This is a genomic window from Streptomyces sp. NRRL S-87 (assembly GCF_000719335.1).
GTDB lineage: Bacteria > Actinomycetota > Actinomycetes > Streptomycetales > Streptomycetaceae > Streptomyces.
This window is the reverse complement of sequence record NZ_JOGB01000009.1, coordinates 138,618-157,720: the sequence shown is the minus strand read 5'-3', so window position 1 is coordinate 157,720 and position 19,103 is coordinate 138,618. Positions and strand designations below refer to the sequence as shown.

Genomic DNA, 19,103 nt, shown 5'->3' with positions numbered 1-19,103 from the left:
GCATCAGAAAATCTCTTCCCTCGGCCGTCGCCCTGCGGCATCCTGCGCCCCATGGAGACGGAGCTGAGCAAGAAACTGGGAGTCGAGCACGCCATCTTCGGCTTCACCCCCTTCCCGGCGGTGGCCGCGGCCATCAGCCGCGCCGGAGGCTTCGGCGTGCTCGGCGCGGTCCGCTACACCGCCCGCGACGACCTCGCCCGCGACCTCGACTGGATGCAGGACCACACCGGCGGCAAGCCGTACGGCCTCGACGTGGTCATGCCCGCCAAGAAGGCCGTCGACGGCATCAGCGAGGCCGACATCGAGGCGATGATCCCCGACGGCCACCGGGAGTTCGTCCGCGACACCCTCGCCAAGCACGGCGTCCCCGAGCTCCCCGAGGGCGAGGCGTCCGGCTGGCGCATCACCGGCTGGATGGAGCAGGTCGCCCGCAACCAGCTCGACGTCGCCTTCGACTACCCCATCAAGCTCCTCGCCAACGCCCTCGGCTCCCCGCCCGCCGACGTGGTCGCCCGCGCCCACGACCACGGCGTCCTCGTCGCCGCCCTCGCCGGCAGCGCCAAGCACGCCCGCAGGCACGCCGAGGCCGGGATCGACGTCGTCGTCGCCCAGGGCTACGAGGCCGGCGGACACACCGGCGAGATCGCCTCCATGGTCCTCGTCCCCGAGATCGTCGAGGCCGTGGACCCGCTCCCGGTCCTCGCCGCCGGCGGCATCGGCAGCGGCGAGCAGATCGCCGCCGGCCTGGCGCTCGGCGCGCAGGGCGTCTGGCTCGGCTCCCTGTGGCTGACCACCACCGAGGCGGAACTGCACTCCCGCGCCCTCACCGAGAAGCTGCTCTCCGCCGGCTCCGGCGACACCGTCCGCTCCCGCGCGCTGACCGGGAAGCCCGCCCGCCAGCTGCGCACCGAGTGGACCGACGCCTGGGACGACCCGGCCGGGCCCGGCGCGCTGCCGATGCCGTTGCAGGGCCTGCTCGTCGCCGAGGCCGTCTCCCGGATTCAGAAGTACGAGGTCCAGCCGCTGCTCGGCACCCCGGTCGGCCAGATCGTCGGCCGCATGAACACCGAACGCAGCGTCCGGGCCGTCTTCGACGACCTCACCCGCGGTTTCGAGAGGGCCATCGACCGCATCAACCGCATCGCCGGACGAGCCTGAGGAGCCGGACCGCCATGACCGCCCCCGAGAACGCACCGGAGAACGCCCCCGAGAACGCCCCCGAGAACGCACCGGAGAACGCCCCCGAGAACGCACCGGAGAACGCCCCCGAGAACGCATCGGAGAAGGCCCCCGCGACCGCGCCGGCCTCGGCCACGGCGGCCGCACCGGCCATGGCGGCCGCACCGGCCATGGCGGCCGCACCGGCCATGGCGGCCACACAGGCCACACCGGCCACGTCGGCCGCACCGGCCACGGCCCAGCCCCCGAACGGCTTCTGGGCGCAGGCGGTGGCCGATCCCGACCGCATCGTGGTCACCGCTCCCGACGGCGAGCAGTGGACCGCCGGCCGCCTGCACCGGGCCGTCAACCAGCTCGTCCACGGTCTGCGCGCGGCCGGACTGGAGCGCGGCGACGCCTTCGCCGTCGTGCTGCCCAACGGCGTCGAGTTCTTCACCGCCTACCTCGCCGCCAGCCAGGCCGGCTTCTACCTCGTCCCGGTCAACCACCACCTCGTCGGCCCCGAGATCGCCTGGATCGTCGCGGACTCCGGTGCCAAGGTGCTCATCGCCCACGAGCGGTTCGCCGCCGCCGCGACGGCCGCCGCCGACGAGGCCGCCCTGCCGGCGAGCCACCGCTACGCCGTCGGAGCGGTGCCGGGCTTCCGCCCGTACGCCGCACTCCTCGACGGACAGCCCGGTTCCGCCCCCGCCGACCGCACCCTCGGCTGGGTCATGAACTACACCTCCGGTACGACCGGGCGCCCGCGCGGCATCCGGCGCCCGCTGCCCGGGAAGCCACCGGAGCAGACGTACCTGGGCGGCTTCCTCGGCATCTTCGGAATCCGACCCTTCGAGGACAACGTCCATCTGGTCTGCTCGCCGCTCTACCACACCGCGGTGCTGCAGTTCGCGGGCGCGGCGCTGCACATCGGGCACCCGCTCGTCCTCATGGACAAGTGGAGCCCCGAGGACATGCTCCGCCTGATCGACCGTCACGCGTGTACGCACACCCACATGGTCCCCACCCAGTTCCACCGCCTGCTCGCGCTCCCGCAGGAGACGAAGGACGCGTACGACGTCTCGTCGATGCGGCACGCCATCCACGGCGCCGCGCCCTGCCCGGACCACGTCAAGCGCGCCATGATCGACTGGTGGGGGACCTGCGTCGAGGAGTACTACGCGGCCAGCGAGGGCGGCGGCGCCTTCGCCACGGCTGAGGACTGGCTCAAGAAGCCCGGCACCGTCGGCAAGGCCTGGCCCATCAGCGAGCTGGCCGTCTTCGACGACGACGGCAACCGGCTGCCGCCCGGCGAACTCGGCACCGTCTACATGAAGATGAGCACCGGTTCCTTCAGCTACCACAAGGACGAGGGCAAGACCCGCAAGAACCGCATCGGCGACTTCTTCACCGTCGGCGACCTCGGCCTGCTGGACGACGAGGGCTACCTGTTCCTCCGGGACCGGAAGATCGACATGATCATCTCGGGCGGGGTGAACATCTACCCCGCCGAGATCGAATCCGCCCTCCTCACCCACCCGGCCGTGGCGGACGCCGCCGCCTTCGGGATCCCGCACGCCGACTGGGGCGAGGAGGTCAAGGCGGTCGTCGAACCCGCCGAGGGCCACGAGCCGGGACCGGCGCTGGCCGCCGAGATCCTGGCCCACTGCGAGCGGCTGCTGGCCGGCTACAAGCGCCCCAAGACGGTCGACTTCATCACCACGATGCCCCGCGACCCCAACGGCAAGCTCTACAAGCGCCGACTGCGGGATCCGTACTGGGAGGGGCACGACCGGGTGATGTGAGGGGCACGACCGGGCCATGTGAGGGCTGGGGGCGCGAGGGCGGGGTTCGGGGGTTGGGCGCGGGGCTTGGGCGCGGGGGTTGGGTGCGGGGGTGAGGTGGGGAAGCGGAGAGCGGGGTTCGGGGGTTGGGTGCGGGGGTGAGGTGGGGAAGCGGAGAGCGGGGTTCGGGAGCGGGCCGGGGTCGGCGGGGCGCCGGGGTCGGGGCGTGCAGGACGTGGCGTGACGCGGAGTCGGGAGGGCCGGCGGGGTGGGGATGACGCGGCGGCGGGGGCCGTCTCGTGGTGTGTGGGTCCCCTCGGCGCTTGACAGGGGTGGCCTGCAGGCCCTGCGGCAGGCCCACCCCAGGGGCTTTGGGGCTTCGCCCTGGCCGTCGGCCACCCCTGGCCCGGGCCTGCCTCCGGTCCAGCCTGCCACCCCTGTCAAGCGCCTCCCCCACACACCACGAGACGGCGGGGGGCTGGCGCGAAGCCCAGGGCGTCTGGGTGGGCCGGTTCGGCGGGGGTGGGGTCGGTTTCCGCAGGCATCAGGGGACGGTGGCGGGCGGTCGGAGTCCCACGCATCACGAGATGGTCGCGGCGGGCTGGCGGGCTGGCGGGCTGGCGGGCTGGCGGGGCCAGCGTGCGCGCGGGAGCCCCTCAGGTTGCCCGTCGCACGGAGCCGATGAGTCCTCATGTGGCGGTCCGTCACCTCTCGGGCCCTGCCCGCCCGCCCTCTCCGGGCTTGCCGCTTCGTCTACGGCCTGCCCTCGCCCGGCCTGCGCGCCCTGCCGGCCTCCGCCCTGAACTACGCCACCATCACCGGCGTCGCGCGCTACGACCTCGAGGACGGCGGCGCCCTCCCCACCCGACATCCACCCCACCTGTCTGACACCCACCCAACCTGCCCGACGCGTTCGCACCCGTCGCAGGCGGGAGCGGCGTGGCAGGGTGGAGGTCATGAACGCGGCAGTCGTCAGGTCCCCCGCCACCGACTGGACCTTCGTGGTCCCCGTCATCGCGCTCGTCGCGCTGGTCCTCACCTGGGGGCGCGACCTGCCGGGTTGGGCCGTGGCGCTGGTCGCGCTCTGCCTGGCCGGCGCGGTGCTGGCGGCGGTGCACCACGCGGAGGTGGTGGCCCACCGGGTGGGGGAGCCGTTCGGCTCGCTGGTCCTCGCCGTCGCCGTCACGGTCATCGAAGTGGCCCTCATCGTCACCCTGATGGCCGACGGCGGCGACAAGACCGCGACGCTGGCACGGGACACCGTGTTCGCCGCCGTGATGATCACCTGCAACGGCATCGTCGGCCTGTCCCTGCTGCTCGGCGCGCTGCGCAACCGCGTGGCCGTCTTCAACGCCGAGGGTTCCGGGGCCGCCCTCGCCACCGTCGCCACGCTGGCCACCCTCAGTCTCGTCCTGCCCACCTTCACCACCAGCAAGCCCGGCCCCGAGTTCTCCGGCGCCCAGCTGACCTTCGCCGCCGTCGCGTCCATCTGCCTGTACGGGCTCTTCATCGCCGTCCAGACCGTGCGGCACCGTGACTACTTCCTGCCCGTACCGACCACGAGGTCCGCCGAATCCGACGAAGAGCACGCCGAACCGCCGACCGCCCGGGCGACGCTGATCAGCCTCGGACTGCTCGTCGTTGCCCTCGTCGCGGTGGTCGGCGATGCCAAGTCCGTCTCGCCCACCATCGAGTCCGTCGTGGCCGACGCTGGCCTGCCGCAGGCCGTCGTCGGCGTGATCATCGCCCTTCTGGTGCTGCTGCCCGAGACCCTGGCCGCGGTCCGGGCCGCCCGCCGCGACCGCGTACAGACCAGCCTCAACCTGGGCCTCGGCTCCGCCATCGCCAGCATCGGCCTGACCATCCCCGCCATCGCCCTGGCCTCGATCTGGCTGTCCGGCCCGCTCGTGCTCGGGCTGGGGGCCACCCACATGGTGCTGCTCACGCTCACGGTCGTCGTCGGCGGCCTGACGATCGTCCCGGGCCGGGCCACCCTGCTGCAGGGCGGCGTCCACCTGGTGATCCTCGCCGCCTACCTCTTCCTCGCCGTGAGCCCGTGAGGCACGTCCCCCGGGCGGGCCGCGGCCGTTCGGCCGTGCCCGCCTGGCGGGGACGCAGGCGCCGTCGAAGGATGCTGCCGACAGCTGTCCGCCGCTGCCTCCGGGAGCCCGCCGTGCGCGCCACCTCACCGAACCGTGCCGCCCCGCCAGGCGGGTCCCGGACGGCCGCCCCTGTCAAGCGCCGAGGGGACCCACACACCACGGGACCCACCCCCGAAGCGAGCCGCCCGAAGCCCCCGCCCTACCATCAAAGCGAGCAGCCCCTCGACACCGGACCATCCCCGCCCCCACACCCTCCGACACCCGCCCCCGCCCCGGCCCGCCCCCGCGGTCAGGCGCCGGTCGCCACCGGCAGGTCGGACGGCAGACCCCACTCGCCCCACGAGCCGTCGTACACCGACAGCTCGTCGTATCCGGCGATTTCGGCGCCGAGGGCCAGTACGCAGGCCGTGACCCCCGACCCGCAGCTGAAGTACAGCCGCTCCCGGCCTCCGGCCAGGCCGCTGAAGGCCTCGCGCAGCTCGGGCGCCGACCGCATCCGGCCCGCGGCCTGCACCTCGCCGAAGGGGAGGTTCAGCGAACCCGGCATGTGGCCGCCGCGCAACCCGGGTCGGGGCTCGGGAGCCGTCCCGGCGAACCGTTCCCGCGTCCGGGCGTCGAACACGGCCGAGCCGGGGTCGGCCAGCGCGGCCGTCACCTCCGCGCTTCCCACGAGCAGGCCGGGGCGCGGCCGGGCGGTGAAATCACCGCGCCGCCACGAACCCGTCGCGAGGGGCCGCCCGGACTCCACCGGCAGGCCGGCCGCCTCCCAGGCCGGCAGTCCGCCGTCGAGGACCGCCACCCGGTCGAAGCCCATCGCCTTGAACATCCACCGGGCGCGGGCGCTCGAGTAGATTCCGGCGGCGTCGTAGACGACCACGGCGCCGGCGTCGTCGATGCCGAGGGCCCGCGCCTCCTCCGTGAACGCGTCGGCACCCAGCATCGTGTGCGGCAGCGGGCTGGCGTGGTCCGAGAACGCTCCGTCGATGTCGAAGACCCGCGCGCCGGGGATGCGGCGCTCGGTGCCGCGGTGCCCGCCGACCGACGCGTCGAGGACGACCAGATCCGGGGTACCGAGCCGGGCGGCGAGCCACTCGCCGTCGGTCAGGGGGCCAAAGGGCATGGTGAACCGCCGTTCGCTCGGATGACCGGACGATCAAGATCGCAGCGCGCGTCGCGGCCTGTCAACCGCCGTGGCACGCACCCGGAACAGCACCCGAACGGACGTGCGCCCGACCCCTCGACCCGTACGGAATCCCGTCATTCGATCGGGTCAGGCCGGTGCTCCTCTCCCGGCTCCGGCAGCAGGCCGGCCTCCCGCAGCCGGGTCAGCGTGCGCTGCTCGTGCACCAGGCGCCCCACCAGCGCCCCGCCGTACACCACGAAGCCCACGCCCACCAGCCAGGACTGCACGACGAGCAGCGTGCCGAACGGGCCGTAGACCACGGCATTGGAAGCGATCAGCGGCGAGAACACCAGCTGCGAGAAGATCCGCAGGCCCAGCAGCCCCAGCGTGGTGGCCACCGCGCCGGGCAGCAGCGCGCGCCAGCGGACCCGCCCGCCGAGCAGCAGTCGCTGCGAGACCCAGAAGAACAGGCAGGTGCCGACGACGTCGGCCAGGCCGGACAGCAGGGTGCCGGCCAGGCCCGCGGTGGGGGAGGAGACCGCGATCAGCACCCCGAGGAAGAAGACCAGCAGCGCCAGCCACACCACGTGCCGCCACATGGTGTGCCAGCGGGCGGTGGGCAGGTCCCACACCTTTTCGTAGCCGGTCTGCACGGCCGACCCGAAGGTCAGGCCGAAGACGGTGAGGGCGGCAAGACCGAAGGCGGTGGTCCGCTCGAGGGCCTGGCCGCCGGAGTCGAAGAGCAGCTCGATCTGGCGCCGGGAGGCCTCCGAGACCGCGAGGCCCTGCCCCAGCCACCGGCCGAAGCCCCGGAAGCTCTCGGGCGCGGCCGCGGCGACCACGATGAGCAGCGGGACGAGCGTGAGGAAGCCGAGCGCCGCGAACCCCATGGCCCGGTGCATCAGCTCCATCTCGCGCCCGCGGCTCCACGCCAGCCCGACGGCGGACCCGGTCACCCGGTCGTGCAGGTGCCGGAGCCGACGGGCGTCCCCGGATCCCGTGCCCGACGTCTTCGGTGTCACACTTCCTGACTACCACGAACCGGGCCATACCCTGCCGAACCAGCGGCAGACGGGTGGTTTCCGGAAGGCTCCCGGGCGTGTCCCGTCCCACGGCTGCGCCGCATGTGCGCGGCCGAAAGGCGAGGCCCGCGGCCTCCACCTCCGGGCCGGAGTGGTCGTTGAGGCCGAGCAGGACGGAGCGCAGTACGTCGGGATGCTCCTCCTCGCCGGCCCACGCGAGGAACACGCCGCGGGCCCGCTGCTCCTCGCGCGCGTCCGGGCGTATCCGCTGCGGGTCGCCGCCCGACAGCGCCCACACGGCCATACCCAGGTAGCCCGCGTCGACCGCCCGCAGCAGCGGGGTGCTGCCGTCGGGCAGCCTCCGGTGCGGGTCCGCGCCGCCGTCGACCAGTGCCTCCGCCACCTCCTCGTCGAAGGCGGCCACGGCCGCGCACAGCGCCGGCACCCCCGACCCGTCGGCGGCCCCCGGATCGGCCCCGGCCGTGAGCAGCGCCCGTACGGCGTCCGCGTCCCCGGACCGGACCGCCGCGAGCAGCGCCGCATCCTCGTCCCCGACCTTGCCCGTCCCCCCTTCCGGGCGCGCACCCGCCCGTCAGCCGAGTGAACGACCCTGCGGGTCGTACCGCTAGGCCGTCCCCCGCAGGTCCTTGATGCGCTTGATCTTGCCGACCGAGCGCTCCAGGGTCTCCGGGTCCACGATCTCGATTCCCACCGAGACGCCGATGTTCTCCTTCACCGCCCGTACGATCGCGCCGGCCGCCGCCTCGCGCTCCGCCGGGGTGGCGTCCCGGCGGGCCTCGGCGCGCACCGTCAGGGCGTCCAGCCGACCCTCGCGGGTCAGCCGGAGCTGGAAGTGCGGGGCCACCCCGGGGGTGCGGAGCAGGATCTCCTCGATCTGGGCGGGGTAGAGGTTCACGCCCCGCAGGATGATCATGTCGTCGCTGCGGCCCGTCACCTTCTCCATCCGCCGGAACGCCGGCCGCGCCGTCCCCGGCAGCAGCCGCGTCAGGTCCCGGGTCCGGTACCGGACCACCGGCATGGCCTCCTTGGTGAGCGAGGTGAAGACCAGCTCGCCGAACTCGCCCTCCGGCAGCACCTCTCCGGTGAGGGGGTCCACCACCTCGGGCAGGAAGTGGTCCTCCCACACGGTGAGCCCGTCCTTGGTCTCGACGCACTCCTGCGCCACGCCCGGGCCCATCACCTCCGACAGGCCGTAGATGTCGACGGCGTCGATGCCCAGGCGCTCCTCGATCTCGCGGCGCATCTCCTCGGTCCAGGGCTCGGCGCCGAAGATCCCGGTCCGCAGCGAGGTCGAGCGGGGGTCCACGCCCTGGCGCTCCATCTCGTCCAGCAGGGTGAGCATGTAGGACGGCGTCACCATGATGATCTCGGGCTTGAAGTCCTGGATCAGTCGGACCTGGCGTTCCGTCATGCCGCCCGAGGCCGGGATGACCGTGCAGCCGAGCCGCTCGGCGCCGTAGTGGGCGCCGAGCCCGCCGGTGAAGAGCCCGTACCCGTAGGCCACGTGGACCTTGTGGCCGGGGCGGCCGCCCGCGGCGCGGATGGAGCGGGCCACCACGTCGGCCCACGTGTCCAGGTCCCGCTCGGTGTAGCCGACCACCGTGGGCAGGCCGGTGGTGCCACTGGAGGCGTGGAGCCGCCGGATCTCCGACTCGGGGACGGCGAACATCCCGAAGGGGTAGTGGTCGCGCAGGTCCGCCTTGGTGGTGAAGGGGAAGCGGGCCAGGTCCGCGAGGGACGCGAGGTCCTCCGGGCGCACGCCGGCCTTGTCGAAGGCGTCGCGGTAGAAGGGCACCCGGTCGTAGGCGCGCCGCAGGGTCTCGCGCAGCCGGGTGAGCTGCAGCGCCTCCAGTTCCTCGCGGGTGAGCCGTTCCGCCGTGTCCAGGAGATCCGTCATGCCGAACGATCATTCGGTAGAGGGGCGGCCGCGTCAAGAACTCGGGCGCGGCAGCCTCCCCGGTCTGCTTGGATGGCGGCCATGTCGATCTTCACCTCCCCTGACGGGACCGAGCTGGCCTACCGGGTCGAGGGCACGGGCGAGCCCCTCGTCTGCCTCCCGGGCGGCCCCATGCGCGCCGCCGAGTACCTCGGCGACCTCGGCGGGCTGACCCGCACCCGGCGGCTGGTCCGGCTCGACCTGCGCGGCACCGGCGGCTCCGCGGTCCCGGCCGACCGCGGCACGTACCGCGTCGACCGGCAGGTCGCCGACGTCGAGGCGCTGCGCGTCCACCTCGGGCTGGAGCGCCTGGACCTGCTCGCCCACTCGGCGGGCGGCAATCTCGCGCAGCTGTACGCCGCCGCGTACCCGGAGCGGGTGCGCCGGATCGCCCTCGTCACGCCCACGTCCTGGGCGCTGGGGCTCGGGACGACCACGGCGCAGCGGCTGGCGGCGGCCCGGCGGCGGGCCGGCGAGCCGTGGTTCGAGGAGGCCTACCCGGCCCTGGAGAAGTTCTACGCCGGCGGCGACTGGGACGACCGCATGCTGCCGTTCTTCTACGGGCGCTGGGACGCGGCGGCCGAGGCGCACGCGGCCCGCGAGGAGGACCAGACCAACCTGGAGGCCTGCGAGGCGTTCGGCGCCGAAGGGGCCTACGACCCGCCCGCCACGCGGGCCGCGCTCGCCCGACTGACCTCCGAGGTCCTGGTCCTGGCGGGCGCGCACGACGGCAACCCGACCCCGGAGCTCGCCGAGGAGCTGGCGGCCCTCTTCCCGGCCGGCCGGTGCGTGGTCCAGCCGGACGCCGGCCACTTCCCGTGGGTCGACGCCCCGGAGTGGTTCGCGGACACGGTGGAGGCGTTCCTGGCGGAGTGAGGGACGGGGCGGAGGGACGGCCGGACGCGGCGGTGGGACGGCCGGGCGGGGCGGTGGGACGGCCGGGCGGCTCGGGGCCGGGCGGCCGTACGGCTGACCGCGCGGGCAGCCCCGGGGGCCTCGGGGCCGGGGCCGGGGCCGACGGCGTGGCCGCCGCGGGCGTTCCTGCGTGTCCCGAGGCCCCGGTCCCGTACCCGGCACGAGGCTGGGCGGATGCACGCCGTCCTGCACGCCCTGTCCATCACCGGCGCGATGACCTGGCAGATCACCTGGGCCCTCATCCTCGGCTTCACGCTGTCCGCCGTCGTCCAGGCGGTCGTCCGCACCTCCAGCGTCGTGTCGCTGCTCGGCGACGACCGCCCCCGCACGCTCGCGGTCGCCGCGGGCCTGGGGGCGGCCTCGTCCTCCTGCTCGTACGCCGCGGTGGCGCTGGCCCGCTCCCTCTTCCGCAAGGGGGCGCACTTCACCTCCGCGATGGCCTTCGAGATCGCCTCCACCAACCTCGTCATCGAACTGGGCGTGATCCTGGCGCTGCTGATGGGCTGGCAGTTCACCGCCGCCGAGTTCGTCGGCGGGCCCGTGATGATCGTCGTACTGGCGGTGCTGTTCCGGCGGTTCCTCCGCGCGGACCTGCTCGGCGAGGCGCGCGAGCAGGCCGAGCGCGGCGTGGCCGGATCCATGGAGGGCCACGCCGCGATGGACATGTCCGTACCGGCGGGGGGCTCCCTCGCGCGCCGGCTGTTCTCCCGAGCGGGGTACACGTCCGTCTCGCACGTCTTCGTCATGGAGTGGGCGGCCATCCTGCGCGACATCGTGGTCGGGCTGCTGATCGCCGGGGCCGTCGCCGCCTGGGTGCCGGACTCCTTCTGGCACGGCTTCTTCTTCGAGGGGCACCCGCTCGCCGCCAAGCTGTGGGGCCCGCTGATCGGCCCGCTGGTCGCGATCGCGTCCTTCGTCTGCTCGATCGGCAACGTGCCGCTCGCCGTCGTGCTGTGGCAGGGCGGCATCAGCTTCGGCGGTGTGGTCTCCTTCATCTTCGCCGACCTGCTGATCGTGCCGATCCTGAACATCTACCGGAAGTACTACGGACGCCGGACGGCCCTGTTCCTGCTCGCCACCTTCTACACCGCGATGGTCGTCGCCGGGTACGTCGTCGAGTTCCTCTTCGGCGCCCTGGGCCTCATCCCCGACCAGGCGGACGCCGAGCTCCCCACCGAGGGGGTGAGCTGGGACTACACCACCTACCTCAACATCGCCTTCCTGCTCCTCGCGGCCGCCTTCGTGGTGCGCTTCTTCCGCACCGGGGGCCGGGAGATGCTGCGCATGATGGGCGGCGGCCCTCCGGCGCCGGGCGGCGCGCCCGCCCACGAGCACTGACGGGGCGCCCGCCCAGGGCCGCGACGGGCGTTGCCGTACGGACCTACTCCGCGGCTGCGCCCCCGTCCGCCGCCGTGGCGACGTCGCGGGCCCACCGGTAGTCCGCCTTTCCGCTCGGCGAGCGCTGGATGGCGTCGGCTATCACCAGCTGGCGCGGGATCTTGTAGCCGGCCAGCCGGGTCCGGCAGTGCGTCTGGATCTCCTCCAGCGTGGGGGCGGGCGCGCCGGACCGGACCTGCACCACCGCCGCCACGTGGCTGCCCCACCTGGCGTCCGAGACCCCCGCGACCAGCGCGTCGTACACGTCCGGATGGGCCTTGAGGGCCTGCTCGACCTCCTCCGGGTAGACCTTCTCGCCCCCGGTGTTGATGCACTGCGAGCCGCGCCCGAGGACCGTGACGATGCCGTCCTCGTCGACCGTCGCCATGTCGCCGAGCAGCACCCAGCGCTCGCCCGAGCGCTGGAAGAAGGTCTCCGCGGTCTTCGCGGCGTCGTTGTAGTAGCCGAGCGGTACGTGCCCCCGCTGGGCCAGCCGCCCCGGCACGCCCACCGGCACCGGTTCGTGGGTGACGGGGTCCACGACCTGGGTGCGCTCGTTGACCTCCAGGCGGAAGCCCTTCTCCGGCCCCGAGTCGTCGGTGGCCCGGCCGTTGGAACCGGACTCGGAGGAGCCGAAGTTGTTCAGCAGCATCACGCCGGGGGCCAGCCGCCGGAACTCGTCGCGCACCGACTCCGACATGATCGCGCCCGAGGACGACACGCTGAAGAGGGAGGACAGGTCGGTGCCGGCCAGCGGCCCCTTGAGGGCGTCGATCAGCGGCCGCAGCATCGCGTCGCCCACCAGCGAGACGCTGGAGACCTTCTCCTTCTCGATCGTGCGGAGCAGTTCCTCCGGCACGTACTTGCGGTGGATGACGATCCGCTGGCCGTAGTTGAAGGCCACGAACGACGTCAGGGTCGACGTGCCGTGCATCAGCGGGGGAGCGGGGAAGAAGGTGAGCCCCGCGCCGCGGCCGGCCACCCGCTCGGCCAGCTCCTCCGGCCGCTTGACCGGTTCGCCCGTGGGCTCGCCGCCGAACAGCCCCGCGAAGAACAGGTCCTCCTGGCGCCACATCACGCCCTTGGGCATCCCGGTCGTACCGCCGGTGTAGATGATGAACAGGTCGTCGGGCGAGCGGGGCGGGAACCCGCGCTCCGGCGACCCCTCCGCCTCGGCGTCCGCGTACGCAACCGGCGCGATCGCGGGCTCGGGCGCCCCCTCGGGGGCGTCCCCCACCCGGACCAGGTGGCGCAGCTTCTCCGCCTGCGGCAGCGCGGCCGCCACCCGCGCGGTGAACTCGCCGTCGAAGACCAGCGCCGCCAGGTCCGCGTCACGGTAGAGGTAGACCAGCTCGTCCTCGACGTAGCGGTAGTTCACGTTCACCGGCACCAGGCGGGCCTTCAGGCAGGCCAGTACGGTCTGGAGGTACTCCACCCCGTTGTAGAGGTGCAGCCCGAGGTGCTCGCCCGGGCGCAGACCCCGGTCGATCAGGTGGTGGGCGACCCGGTTGGCCGCCGCGTCCAGCTCCCGGTAGGTCAGCCGGCGCTCGGCGCCGGTGCCCGGGTGGTCGACGTACACGAGCGCCTCGCGGTCCGGGACCACGTCGACCACCGACTCGAACAGGTCGGCAAGGTTGTACTCCACCACGTCCTCCTGACCCGGGAACGACCTCGTCCGTACGGGTTCCGTACGGATGGCTGCCGATTACAACGTCGAGCGCTCCAACAGGGAAGGGCGCCGCCCAAGAAATCTGACTGACTGTCAGAAAACTATTGAACTGCACGGGCCCCTCCTGCAACCTGTTCTAGGTCGCGAGACGGGAGGACGGCAATGGGCGGGACGGAACACCTCACCGTGGAGCGCCGCGGCGCCACGCTGGTGCTCACCATGAACAGACCGGAGGCCAAGAACGCGCTCTCGCTACCCCTGCTGGTCGGCCTGTACGACGGCTGGCTGGCGGCCGACGAGGACGACGCGGTCCGGTCCGTCGTCCTGACCGGCGCGGGCGGCGACTTCTGCGCGGGCATGGACCTCAAGGCCCTCGCGGGCCGCGGAATGGCCGGCGACCACTACCGCGACCGCCTCAAGGCCGACCCCGACCTGCACTGGAAGGCCATGCTCCGCCACCACCGGCCCCGCAAGCCGGTCATCGCCGCCGTCGAGGGGTACTGCGTCGCCGGCGGGACCGAGATCCTCCAGGGCACCGACATCCGCGTGGCCGGCGAGAGCGCCACGTTCGGGCTCTTCGAGGTCAGGCGCGGACTGTTCCCCATCGGCGGCTCCACCGTCCGCCTCCAGCGCCAGATCCCCCGCACCCACGCACTGGAGATGCTGCTCACCGGCCGCCCGTACACCGCGGCCGAGGCGGAGCGGATCGGCCTCGTCGGCCGCGTCGTCCCCGACGGCACCGCACTGGAGGCGGCCCTCGGGATCGCCGAGCAGATCAACGCCTGCGGCCCGCTCGCCGTCGAGGCCGTCAAGGCCTCCGTCTACGAGACCGCCGAGCTGACCGAGACCGAGGGCCTCGCCTCCGAACTCACCCGCGGCTGGCCCGTCTTCGACACCGCGGACGCCAAGGAAGGCGCCCGCGCCTTCGCCGAGAAGCGCCCGCCGGTCTACCGGCGCGCCTGACCCCCTCCGCCCCGGCCGCGCGCCGCACACGAGCGCGCGAGCAGCCGGAACAGCAGCGCGAGCAGCCGCCCGAAGCGCCCCAGCAGCCTGCCCGAAGCGCCCGAGCAGCCTGCCGGGGCCGCCCGAGCAGCCGCCCGAACCGCCCGAGAAGGAGCCCTGACCGCCGTGACCGAAGTCCTCAGTGCGCCCCTGGTCGTCGAGTTCCCCTTCACCCGCTCCCTCGGACCGGTCCAGAGCGCCTTCCTCACCGGCCTGCGCGAGCGGACCGTCCTCGGCGTCACGACTTCCGACGGCACGGTGATGGTGCCGCCCGTCGAGTACGACCCCGTCACCGCCGCCGAGATCCGCGAGCTCGTCGAGGTCGGCACCACCGGCACCGTGACCACCTGGGCCTGGAACCCCCGGCCGCGCCCCCACCAGCCCCTGGACACCCCGTTCGCCTGGGTGCTCGTCCGGCTCGACGGCGCCGACACCGCACTGCTCCACGCCCTCGACGCCCCCGGCCCGGACGCGGTCCGAACCGGCATGCGGGTACGGGTCCGGTGGGCCGCCGAACGCACCGGCGCCATCACCGACATCGCCTGCTTCGAACCGGCCGGGGACGACGCCCCGGAGGCCGCGGCCGCCCCGCACGACGGCGTCTTCGCCGACCCCGTCACCGGCATCGTCGCCGAGGCCCGCCTCGACTACACCTACAGCCCCGGACGGGCCCAGACCGCGTACCTCGACGCCCTCGCCGAGCGCCGCACCGTCGGAGAGCGCTGCCCGTCCTGCCACAAGGTGTACGTACCGCCCCGCGGCGCCTGCCCCACCTGCGGCGTCGCCACCACCGACCGGGTCGAGGTCGGACCCGCCGGCACCGTCACCACCTTCTGCATCGTCAACATCAAGGCCAGGAACCTCGACATCGAGGTGCCGTACGTGTACGCGCACATCGCCCTGGACGGTGCCGGCCTCGCCCTCCACGGCCGGATCGGCGGCATCCCGTACGACCAGGTCCGCATGGGCCTGCGGGTGGAACCGGTGTGGACCGAGGGCGGCCGCCACCCCGACCACTACCGGCCCACCGGCGAGCCGGACGCCGACTACGACGCGTACAAGGAGCTGCTCTGATGGCACACACCGCACCGGCGAACGGCACCGACGACCGCGACATCGCCGTGGTCGCCTTCGCACAGAGCGACCACCTGCGCCGCACCGACGAGCTCAGCGAAGTCGAGATGGTCATGCCGGTCCTCCACGAGGTCCTGGTCCGCACCGGACTGAAGACCGGCGAGATCGGCTTCACCTGCTCCGGCTCCAGCGACTACCTGGCCGGCCGCGCCTTCTCCTTCACCATGACCCTCGACGGCGTCGGCGCCTGGCCCCCCATCTCCGAGTCCCACGTCGAGATGGACGGCGCCTGGGCCCTGTACGAGGCCTGGGTCAAGCTCCGCACCGGCGAGGCCGACACCGCCCTCGTCTACGCGTACGGCAAGTCCTCGCCGGGCTCGGTGCGCGACGTCCTCACCCGCCAGCTCGACCCGTACTACCTCGCCCCCCTCTGGCCGGACTCCGTCGCCCTCGCCGCCCTCCAGGCCCGGGCACTGATCGACGCCGGCGACACCGACGAGGCCGCCCTGGCCGCGGTCGCCGCACGCAGCCGCAGCGCGGCCGCCGACGCCAACCCGCACGCCCAGCTGCGCGGCGAACTCCCCCTGGGCGACTACGAGGTGGCCCCGCTGCGCACCGGGGACTGCCCGCCCGTCGGCGACGGCGCCGCCGCCGTGATCCTGGCCGCCGGGGACACCGCCCGCAGGCTCTGCGCACGCCCAGCCTGGATCCGCGGCATCGACCACCGCATCGAGGCCCACGGCCTGGGCCTGCGCGACCTCACCGACTCGCCCTCCACCCGACTGGCCGCCCAGCGCGCCGGCCTCTTCGACCGCCAGGTCGACACCGCCGAACTGCACGCGCCCTTCACCTCCCAGGAGGTGGTCCTGCGCAAGGCCCTCGGCCTCGGCGACGACGTCACCGTGAACCCCTCCGGGGGCGCCCTGGCCGCCAACCCGATGATGGCCGCCGGCCTCATCCGCATCGGCGAGGCAGCCGCCCGCATCCACCGCGGCGCCTCCGACCGCGCCGTCGCCCACGCCACCTCCGGCCCCTGCCTCCAGCAGAACCTGGTCGCCGTCCTGGAAGGAGACGCGTCATGAGCAAGGAGCCCGTGGCCGTCGTCGGAATCGGCCAGACCAAGCACGTGGCCGCCCGCCACGACGTGTCCATCGCCGGCCTCGTCCGTGAGGCGGCCCGGCGCGCCCTCGACGACGCCGGACTCGACTGGGCGGACGTCGACGCGGTCGTCATCGGCAAGGCCCCCGACTTCTTCGAGGGCGTCATGATGCCGGAGCTCTACCTCGCCGACGCCCTCGGCGCGGTCGGCAAGCCCATGCTCCGCGTCCACACCGCCGGCTCCGTGGGCGGCTCCACCGCGCTCGTGGCAGCCAACCTGGTCGCGGCCCGGGTCCACCGCACCGTCCTCACCCTCGCGTTCGAGAAGCAGTCCGAGTCCAACGCCATGTGGGGCCTGTCCCTGCCGGTCCCCTTCCAGCAGCCGCTGCTTGCCGGCGCCGGCGGCTTCTTCGCCCCGCACGTGCGCGCCTACATGCGCCGCACCGGCGCCCCCGACACCGTCGGCTCCCTCGTCGCCTACAAGGACCGCCGCAACGCCCTGAAGAACCCCTACGCCCACCTCCACGAGCACGACATCACCCTGGCGAAGGTCCAGGCCTCGCCCATGCTCTGGGACCCCATCCGCTACTCCGAGACCTGCCCGTCCTCCGACGGCGCCTGCGCCATGGTCCTCACCGACACCGAGGGCGCCCGGCGCGCCCCGCACCCGCCCGCCTGGCTGCACGGCGGGGCGATGCGCAGCGAGCCCACCCTCTTCGCCGGCAAGGACTTCGTCTCCCCGCAGGCCGGCAAGGACTGCGCCGCCGACGTCTACCGGCAGGCCGGCATCACCGACCCGCGGCGGCAGATCGACGCCGTCGAGATGTACGTCCCGTTCTCCTGGTACGAGCCCATGTGGCTGGAGAACCTGGGCTTCGCGCAGGAGGGCGAGGGCTGGAAGCTCACCGAGTCGGGTGTCACCGAACTCGACGGCGACCTGCCCGTCAACCCCTCCGGCGGCGTGCTCTCCACCAACCCCATCGGCGCCTCCGGCATGATCCGCTTCGCCGAGGCGGCCCTCCAGGTCCGCGGCCGCGCCGGCGAGCACCAGGTCCCCGACGCCCGGCGCGCCCTGGGCCACGCCTACGGCGGCGGCGCCCAGTTCTTCGCGATGTGGCTGGTCGGCTCGGAGCCGCCGAACACGTGACGCCCGCGGCCGCCCGTTCGTACGGACGTACGGGCGGCGCCGGGGGCCCACCGCGGCGATCTGTCCGGCACCCGGTCGCGTCGCTACCCTGGGCCACCGGACGACGCAAGCGACCGGAGGGAGCCAGCATGACCATTCAGCCGATGACCGGGTGGGGCAAGCCGGACCTGGACCTGAGCAACGCGGACTGGCAGTCCAGCAGCCAGGGGGCGGGGGACGTCCAGATCGCGTTCGTCGAGGGATTCATCGCGATGCGCAACAGCGAGCGCCCCGAGAGCCCCTCCCTGATCTTCGCCCCGGACGAGTGGCGGGCCTTCGTCCTGGGCGCCCGCGAGGGCGAGTTCGACCTCACCTGACGCCCAGGGGGCGTCTCGACGCCCGGGTCACCGACTCACGGGAGTGCCGCCCCGTGGTGTGTGGGGGAGGCGCTGAGGCAGGAGGGCAGGCTGGTCCGGAGGCAGGCCCGGCAGGCCGTACCGGCTCACGCGCCGAGGGGACCCACGCACCCCGGGACGGCCCGCACTGGACGGCCGGTGGCCGGGGGCCAGGTGCCGGCCCGGCGCGTCGGCTCAGGGCCGCCCCGGCGGCAGGTTCGGGCGGCGACTAAAATGTCCCGCATGGATCCGGTACGGGCGATCGCCGAGGCCCCGGCCGCGAGCGAGGCCGCCCCCACGCGGCAAGAAGGGCCCGCGTGATGACCGACCCCGTCACCGTTCCGACGTACGACGACGTGGCCGAGGCCGCGCTGCGGATCGAGGGGCACGCCCACCGCACCCCGGTCATGCGCTCCCGGCAGGTCAACGAACAGCTGGGCCTCGACGTGCTGTTCAAGTGCGAGAGCTTCCAACGCATGGGCGCCTTCAAGTTCCGCGGGGCCTTCAACGCCCTGTCCCGGTTCACCCCCGCCCAGCGCGCCGCCGGCGTGGTCGCGTACTCCTCCGGCAACCACGCCCAGGCCGTCGCCCTGGCCGCCCGCCTGCTCGGCATCCCCGCCACCATCGTGATGCCGCTGGACGCCCCGGCCGCGAAGGTGGCCGCCACCAAGGGCTACGGGGGGCAGGTCGTCACGTACGACCGCTACTCGGAGGACCGCGAGGAGATCGGCCGCACCCTGGCCGAGGAGCGCGGTCTCACGCTGATCCCCCCGTACGACCACCCGCACATCATCGCCGGGCAGGGCACGGCCGCGAAGGAGCTGTTCGAGGAGGCCGGCGAACTCGACGCGCTGTTCGTGCCGCTGGGCGGCGGCGGGCTCCTGTCCGGCTCCACGCTGTCGGCCCGCGCCCTCGCACCCCGCTGCCGGCTGGTCGGCGTCGAGCCCGAGGCGGGCGACGACGGCCTGCGCTCGCTCGCCGAGGGCCGCATCGTGCACATCGACACCCCCCAGACCATCGCGGACGGCGCGCAGACCCAGCACATCGGGGAGCTGCCGTTCGAGATCCTGTCCCGCGAGAAGGTGGAGGTCACGACCGCCGCCGACGACGAACTCGTGGCGTCGATGCGGCTGTTCGCCACCTACCTCAAGCTGGTCGTGGAGCCCACTGGCTGCCTCGGGCTCGCGGCCCTGCGCAACATGGCCCACGAACTGCCCGGCGCCCGCGTCGGCGTCATCGTCTCCGGCGGCAACATCGACCTGGCCCGCTTCGCCCAGCTCCTCCTCGGCGGCCGGGCTTAG

Annotated in this window: 15 protein-coding genes and 1 pseudogene; 11 read left to right on the top strand and 5 right to left on the bottom strand. The window is 73.6% G+C overall.

Features of this window, described 5'->3' with window-relative positions:
• The first annotated feature begins 51 nt into the window (after positions 1-51).
• The 3 genes from IF43_RS0108135 to IF43_RS0108125 all read left to right on the top strand — a co-directional run bounded on the left by IF43_RS0108135 (position 52) and on the right by IF43_RS0108125 (position 5,002).
• On the top strand, positions 52-1,158 hold the full coding sequence (locus IF43_RS0108135; RefSeq protein ID WP_030196054.1) for a nitronate monooxygenase family protein: 1,107 nt from the start codon (positions 52-54) through the stop codon (positions 1,156-1,158).
• 209 nt (positions 1,159-1,367) lie between these two features.
• A complete protein-coding gene (locus IF43_RS0108130; protein ID WP_051794925.1) occupies positions 1,368-2,963 on the top strand; it encodes an acyl-CoA synthetase in 1,596 nt (531 codons plus the stop codon).
• A 935-nt stretch (positions 2,964-3,898) separates the two neighbouring features.
• Entirely contained in the window at positions 3,899-5,002 is a 1,104-nt protein-coding gene (locus IF43_RS0108125; protein ID WP_030196047.1) for a calcium:proton antiporter, read from the top strand.
• 331 nt (positions 5,003-5,333) lie between these two features.
• Here IF43_RS0108125 and IF43_RS0108120 read toward each other — a convergent pair whose 3' ends face one another.
• The 4 genes and pseudogenes from IF43_RS0108120 to paaK all read right to left on the bottom strand — a co-directional run bounded on the left by IF43_RS0108120 (position 5,334) and on the right by paaK (position 9,107).
• On the bottom strand, positions 5,334-6,164 hold the full coding sequence (locus tag IF43_RS0108120) for a sulfurtransferase (RefSeq protein ID WP_030196044.1): 831 nt from the start codon (positions 6,162-6,164) through the stop codon (positions 5,334-5,336).
• A 137-nt stretch (positions 6,165-6,301) separates the two neighbouring features.
• Positions 6,302-7,078, bottom strand: coding sequence for a YhjD/YihY/BrkB family envelope integrity protein (locus IF43_RS0108115; protein ID WP_078909990.1), 777 nt, complete (start codon positions 7,076-7,078; stop codon positions 6,302-6,304).
• Positions 7,079-7,535: 457 nt separating this feature from the next.
• Positions 7,536-7,724 (bottom strand): annotated as a pseudogene (locus IF43_RS43675) (hypothetical protein); the annotation flags it as partial.
• Between the two features lie 90 nt (positions 7,725-7,814).
• Positions 7,815-9,107, bottom strand: coding sequence for a phenylacetate--CoA ligase PaaK (paaK, locus tag IF43_RS0108105; RefSeq protein WP_030196036.1), 1,293 nt, complete (start codon positions 9,105-9,107; stop codon positions 7,815-7,817).
• Positions 9,108-9,188: 81 nt separating this feature from the next.
• On the opposite strand from paaK, the gene IF43_RS0108100 reads away from it, so the two are divergent.
• Together IF43_RS0108100 and IF43_RS0108095 are read left to right on the top strand one after the other, a co-directional pair.
• Positions 9,189-10,022, top strand: coding sequence for an alpha/beta fold hydrolase (locus IF43_RS0108100; protein WP_030196033.1), 834 nt, complete (start codon positions 9,189-9,191; stop codon positions 10,020-10,022).
• Positions 10,023-10,235: 213 nt separating this feature from the next.
• Positions 10,236-11,399, top strand: coding sequence for a permease (locus IF43_RS0108095; protein ID WP_030196030.1), 1,164 nt, complete (start codon positions 10,236-10,238; stop codon positions 11,397-11,399).
• A 43-nt stretch (positions 11,400-11,442) separates the two neighbouring features.
• On the opposite strand, the gene IF43_RS0108090 is transcribed toward IF43_RS0108095, so the two are convergent.
• Positions 11,443-13,083: an acyl-CoA synthetase gene (locus IF43_RS0108090; RefSeq protein WP_037887635.1), complete on the bottom strand. Its 1,641-nt coding sequence runs from the start codon at positions 13,081-13,083 to the stop codon at positions 11,443-11,445.
• 186 nt (positions 13,084-13,269) lie between these two features.
• Between IF43_RS0108090 and IF43_RS0108085 the strand changes: the two genes are divergently transcribed.
• From IF43_RS0108085 to IF43_RS0108060, 6 genes are all read left to right on the top strand, one after another.
• On the top strand, positions 13,270-14,070 hold the full coding sequence (locus tag IF43_RS0108085) for a crotonase/enoyl-CoA hydratase family protein (RefSeq protein WP_030196026.1): 801 nt from the start codon (positions 13,270-13,272) through the stop codon (positions 14,068-14,070).
• A gap of 165 nt (positions 14,071-14,235) precedes the next feature.
• On the top strand, positions 14,236-15,183 hold the full coding sequence (locus tag IF43_RS0108080; protein ID WP_030196023.1) for an OB-fold nucleic acid binding domain-containing protein: 948 nt from the start codon (positions 14,236-14,238) through the stop codon (positions 15,181-15,183).
• Positions 15,183-16,265, top strand: coding sequence for a thiolase domain-containing protein (locus tag IF43_RS0108075; RefSeq protein ID WP_051794885.1), 1,083 nt, complete (start codon positions 15,183-15,185; stop codon positions 16,263-16,265). The genes IF43_RS0108080 and IF43_RS0108075 overlap by 1 nt, the downstream gene beginning before the upstream one ends.
• The gene (locus tag IF43_RS0108070; RefSeq protein WP_030196016.1) at positions 16,262-17,428 is read left to right on the top strand and encodes a thiolase domain-containing protein; all 1,167 of its coding nucleotides are present in this window, start codon (positions 16,262-16,264) and stop codon (positions 17,426-17,428) included. Before IF43_RS0108075 ends, IF43_RS0108070 begins: the two co-directional genes overlap by 4 nt.
• Positions 17,429-17,556: 128 nt before the next feature.
• Entirely contained in the window at positions 17,557-17,784 is a 228-nt protein-coding gene (locus tag IF43_RS0108065; protein ID WP_030196013.1) for a DUF397 domain-containing protein, read from the top strand.
• Between the two features lie 338 nt (positions 17,785-18,122).
• Positions 18,123-19,103 (top strand): threo-3-hydroxy-L-aspartate ammonia-lyase, encoded by a 981-nt coding sequence (locus IF43_RS0108060; RefSeq protein ID WP_030196012.1) that lies wholly within the window; start codon positions 18,123-18,125, stop codon positions 19,101-19,103.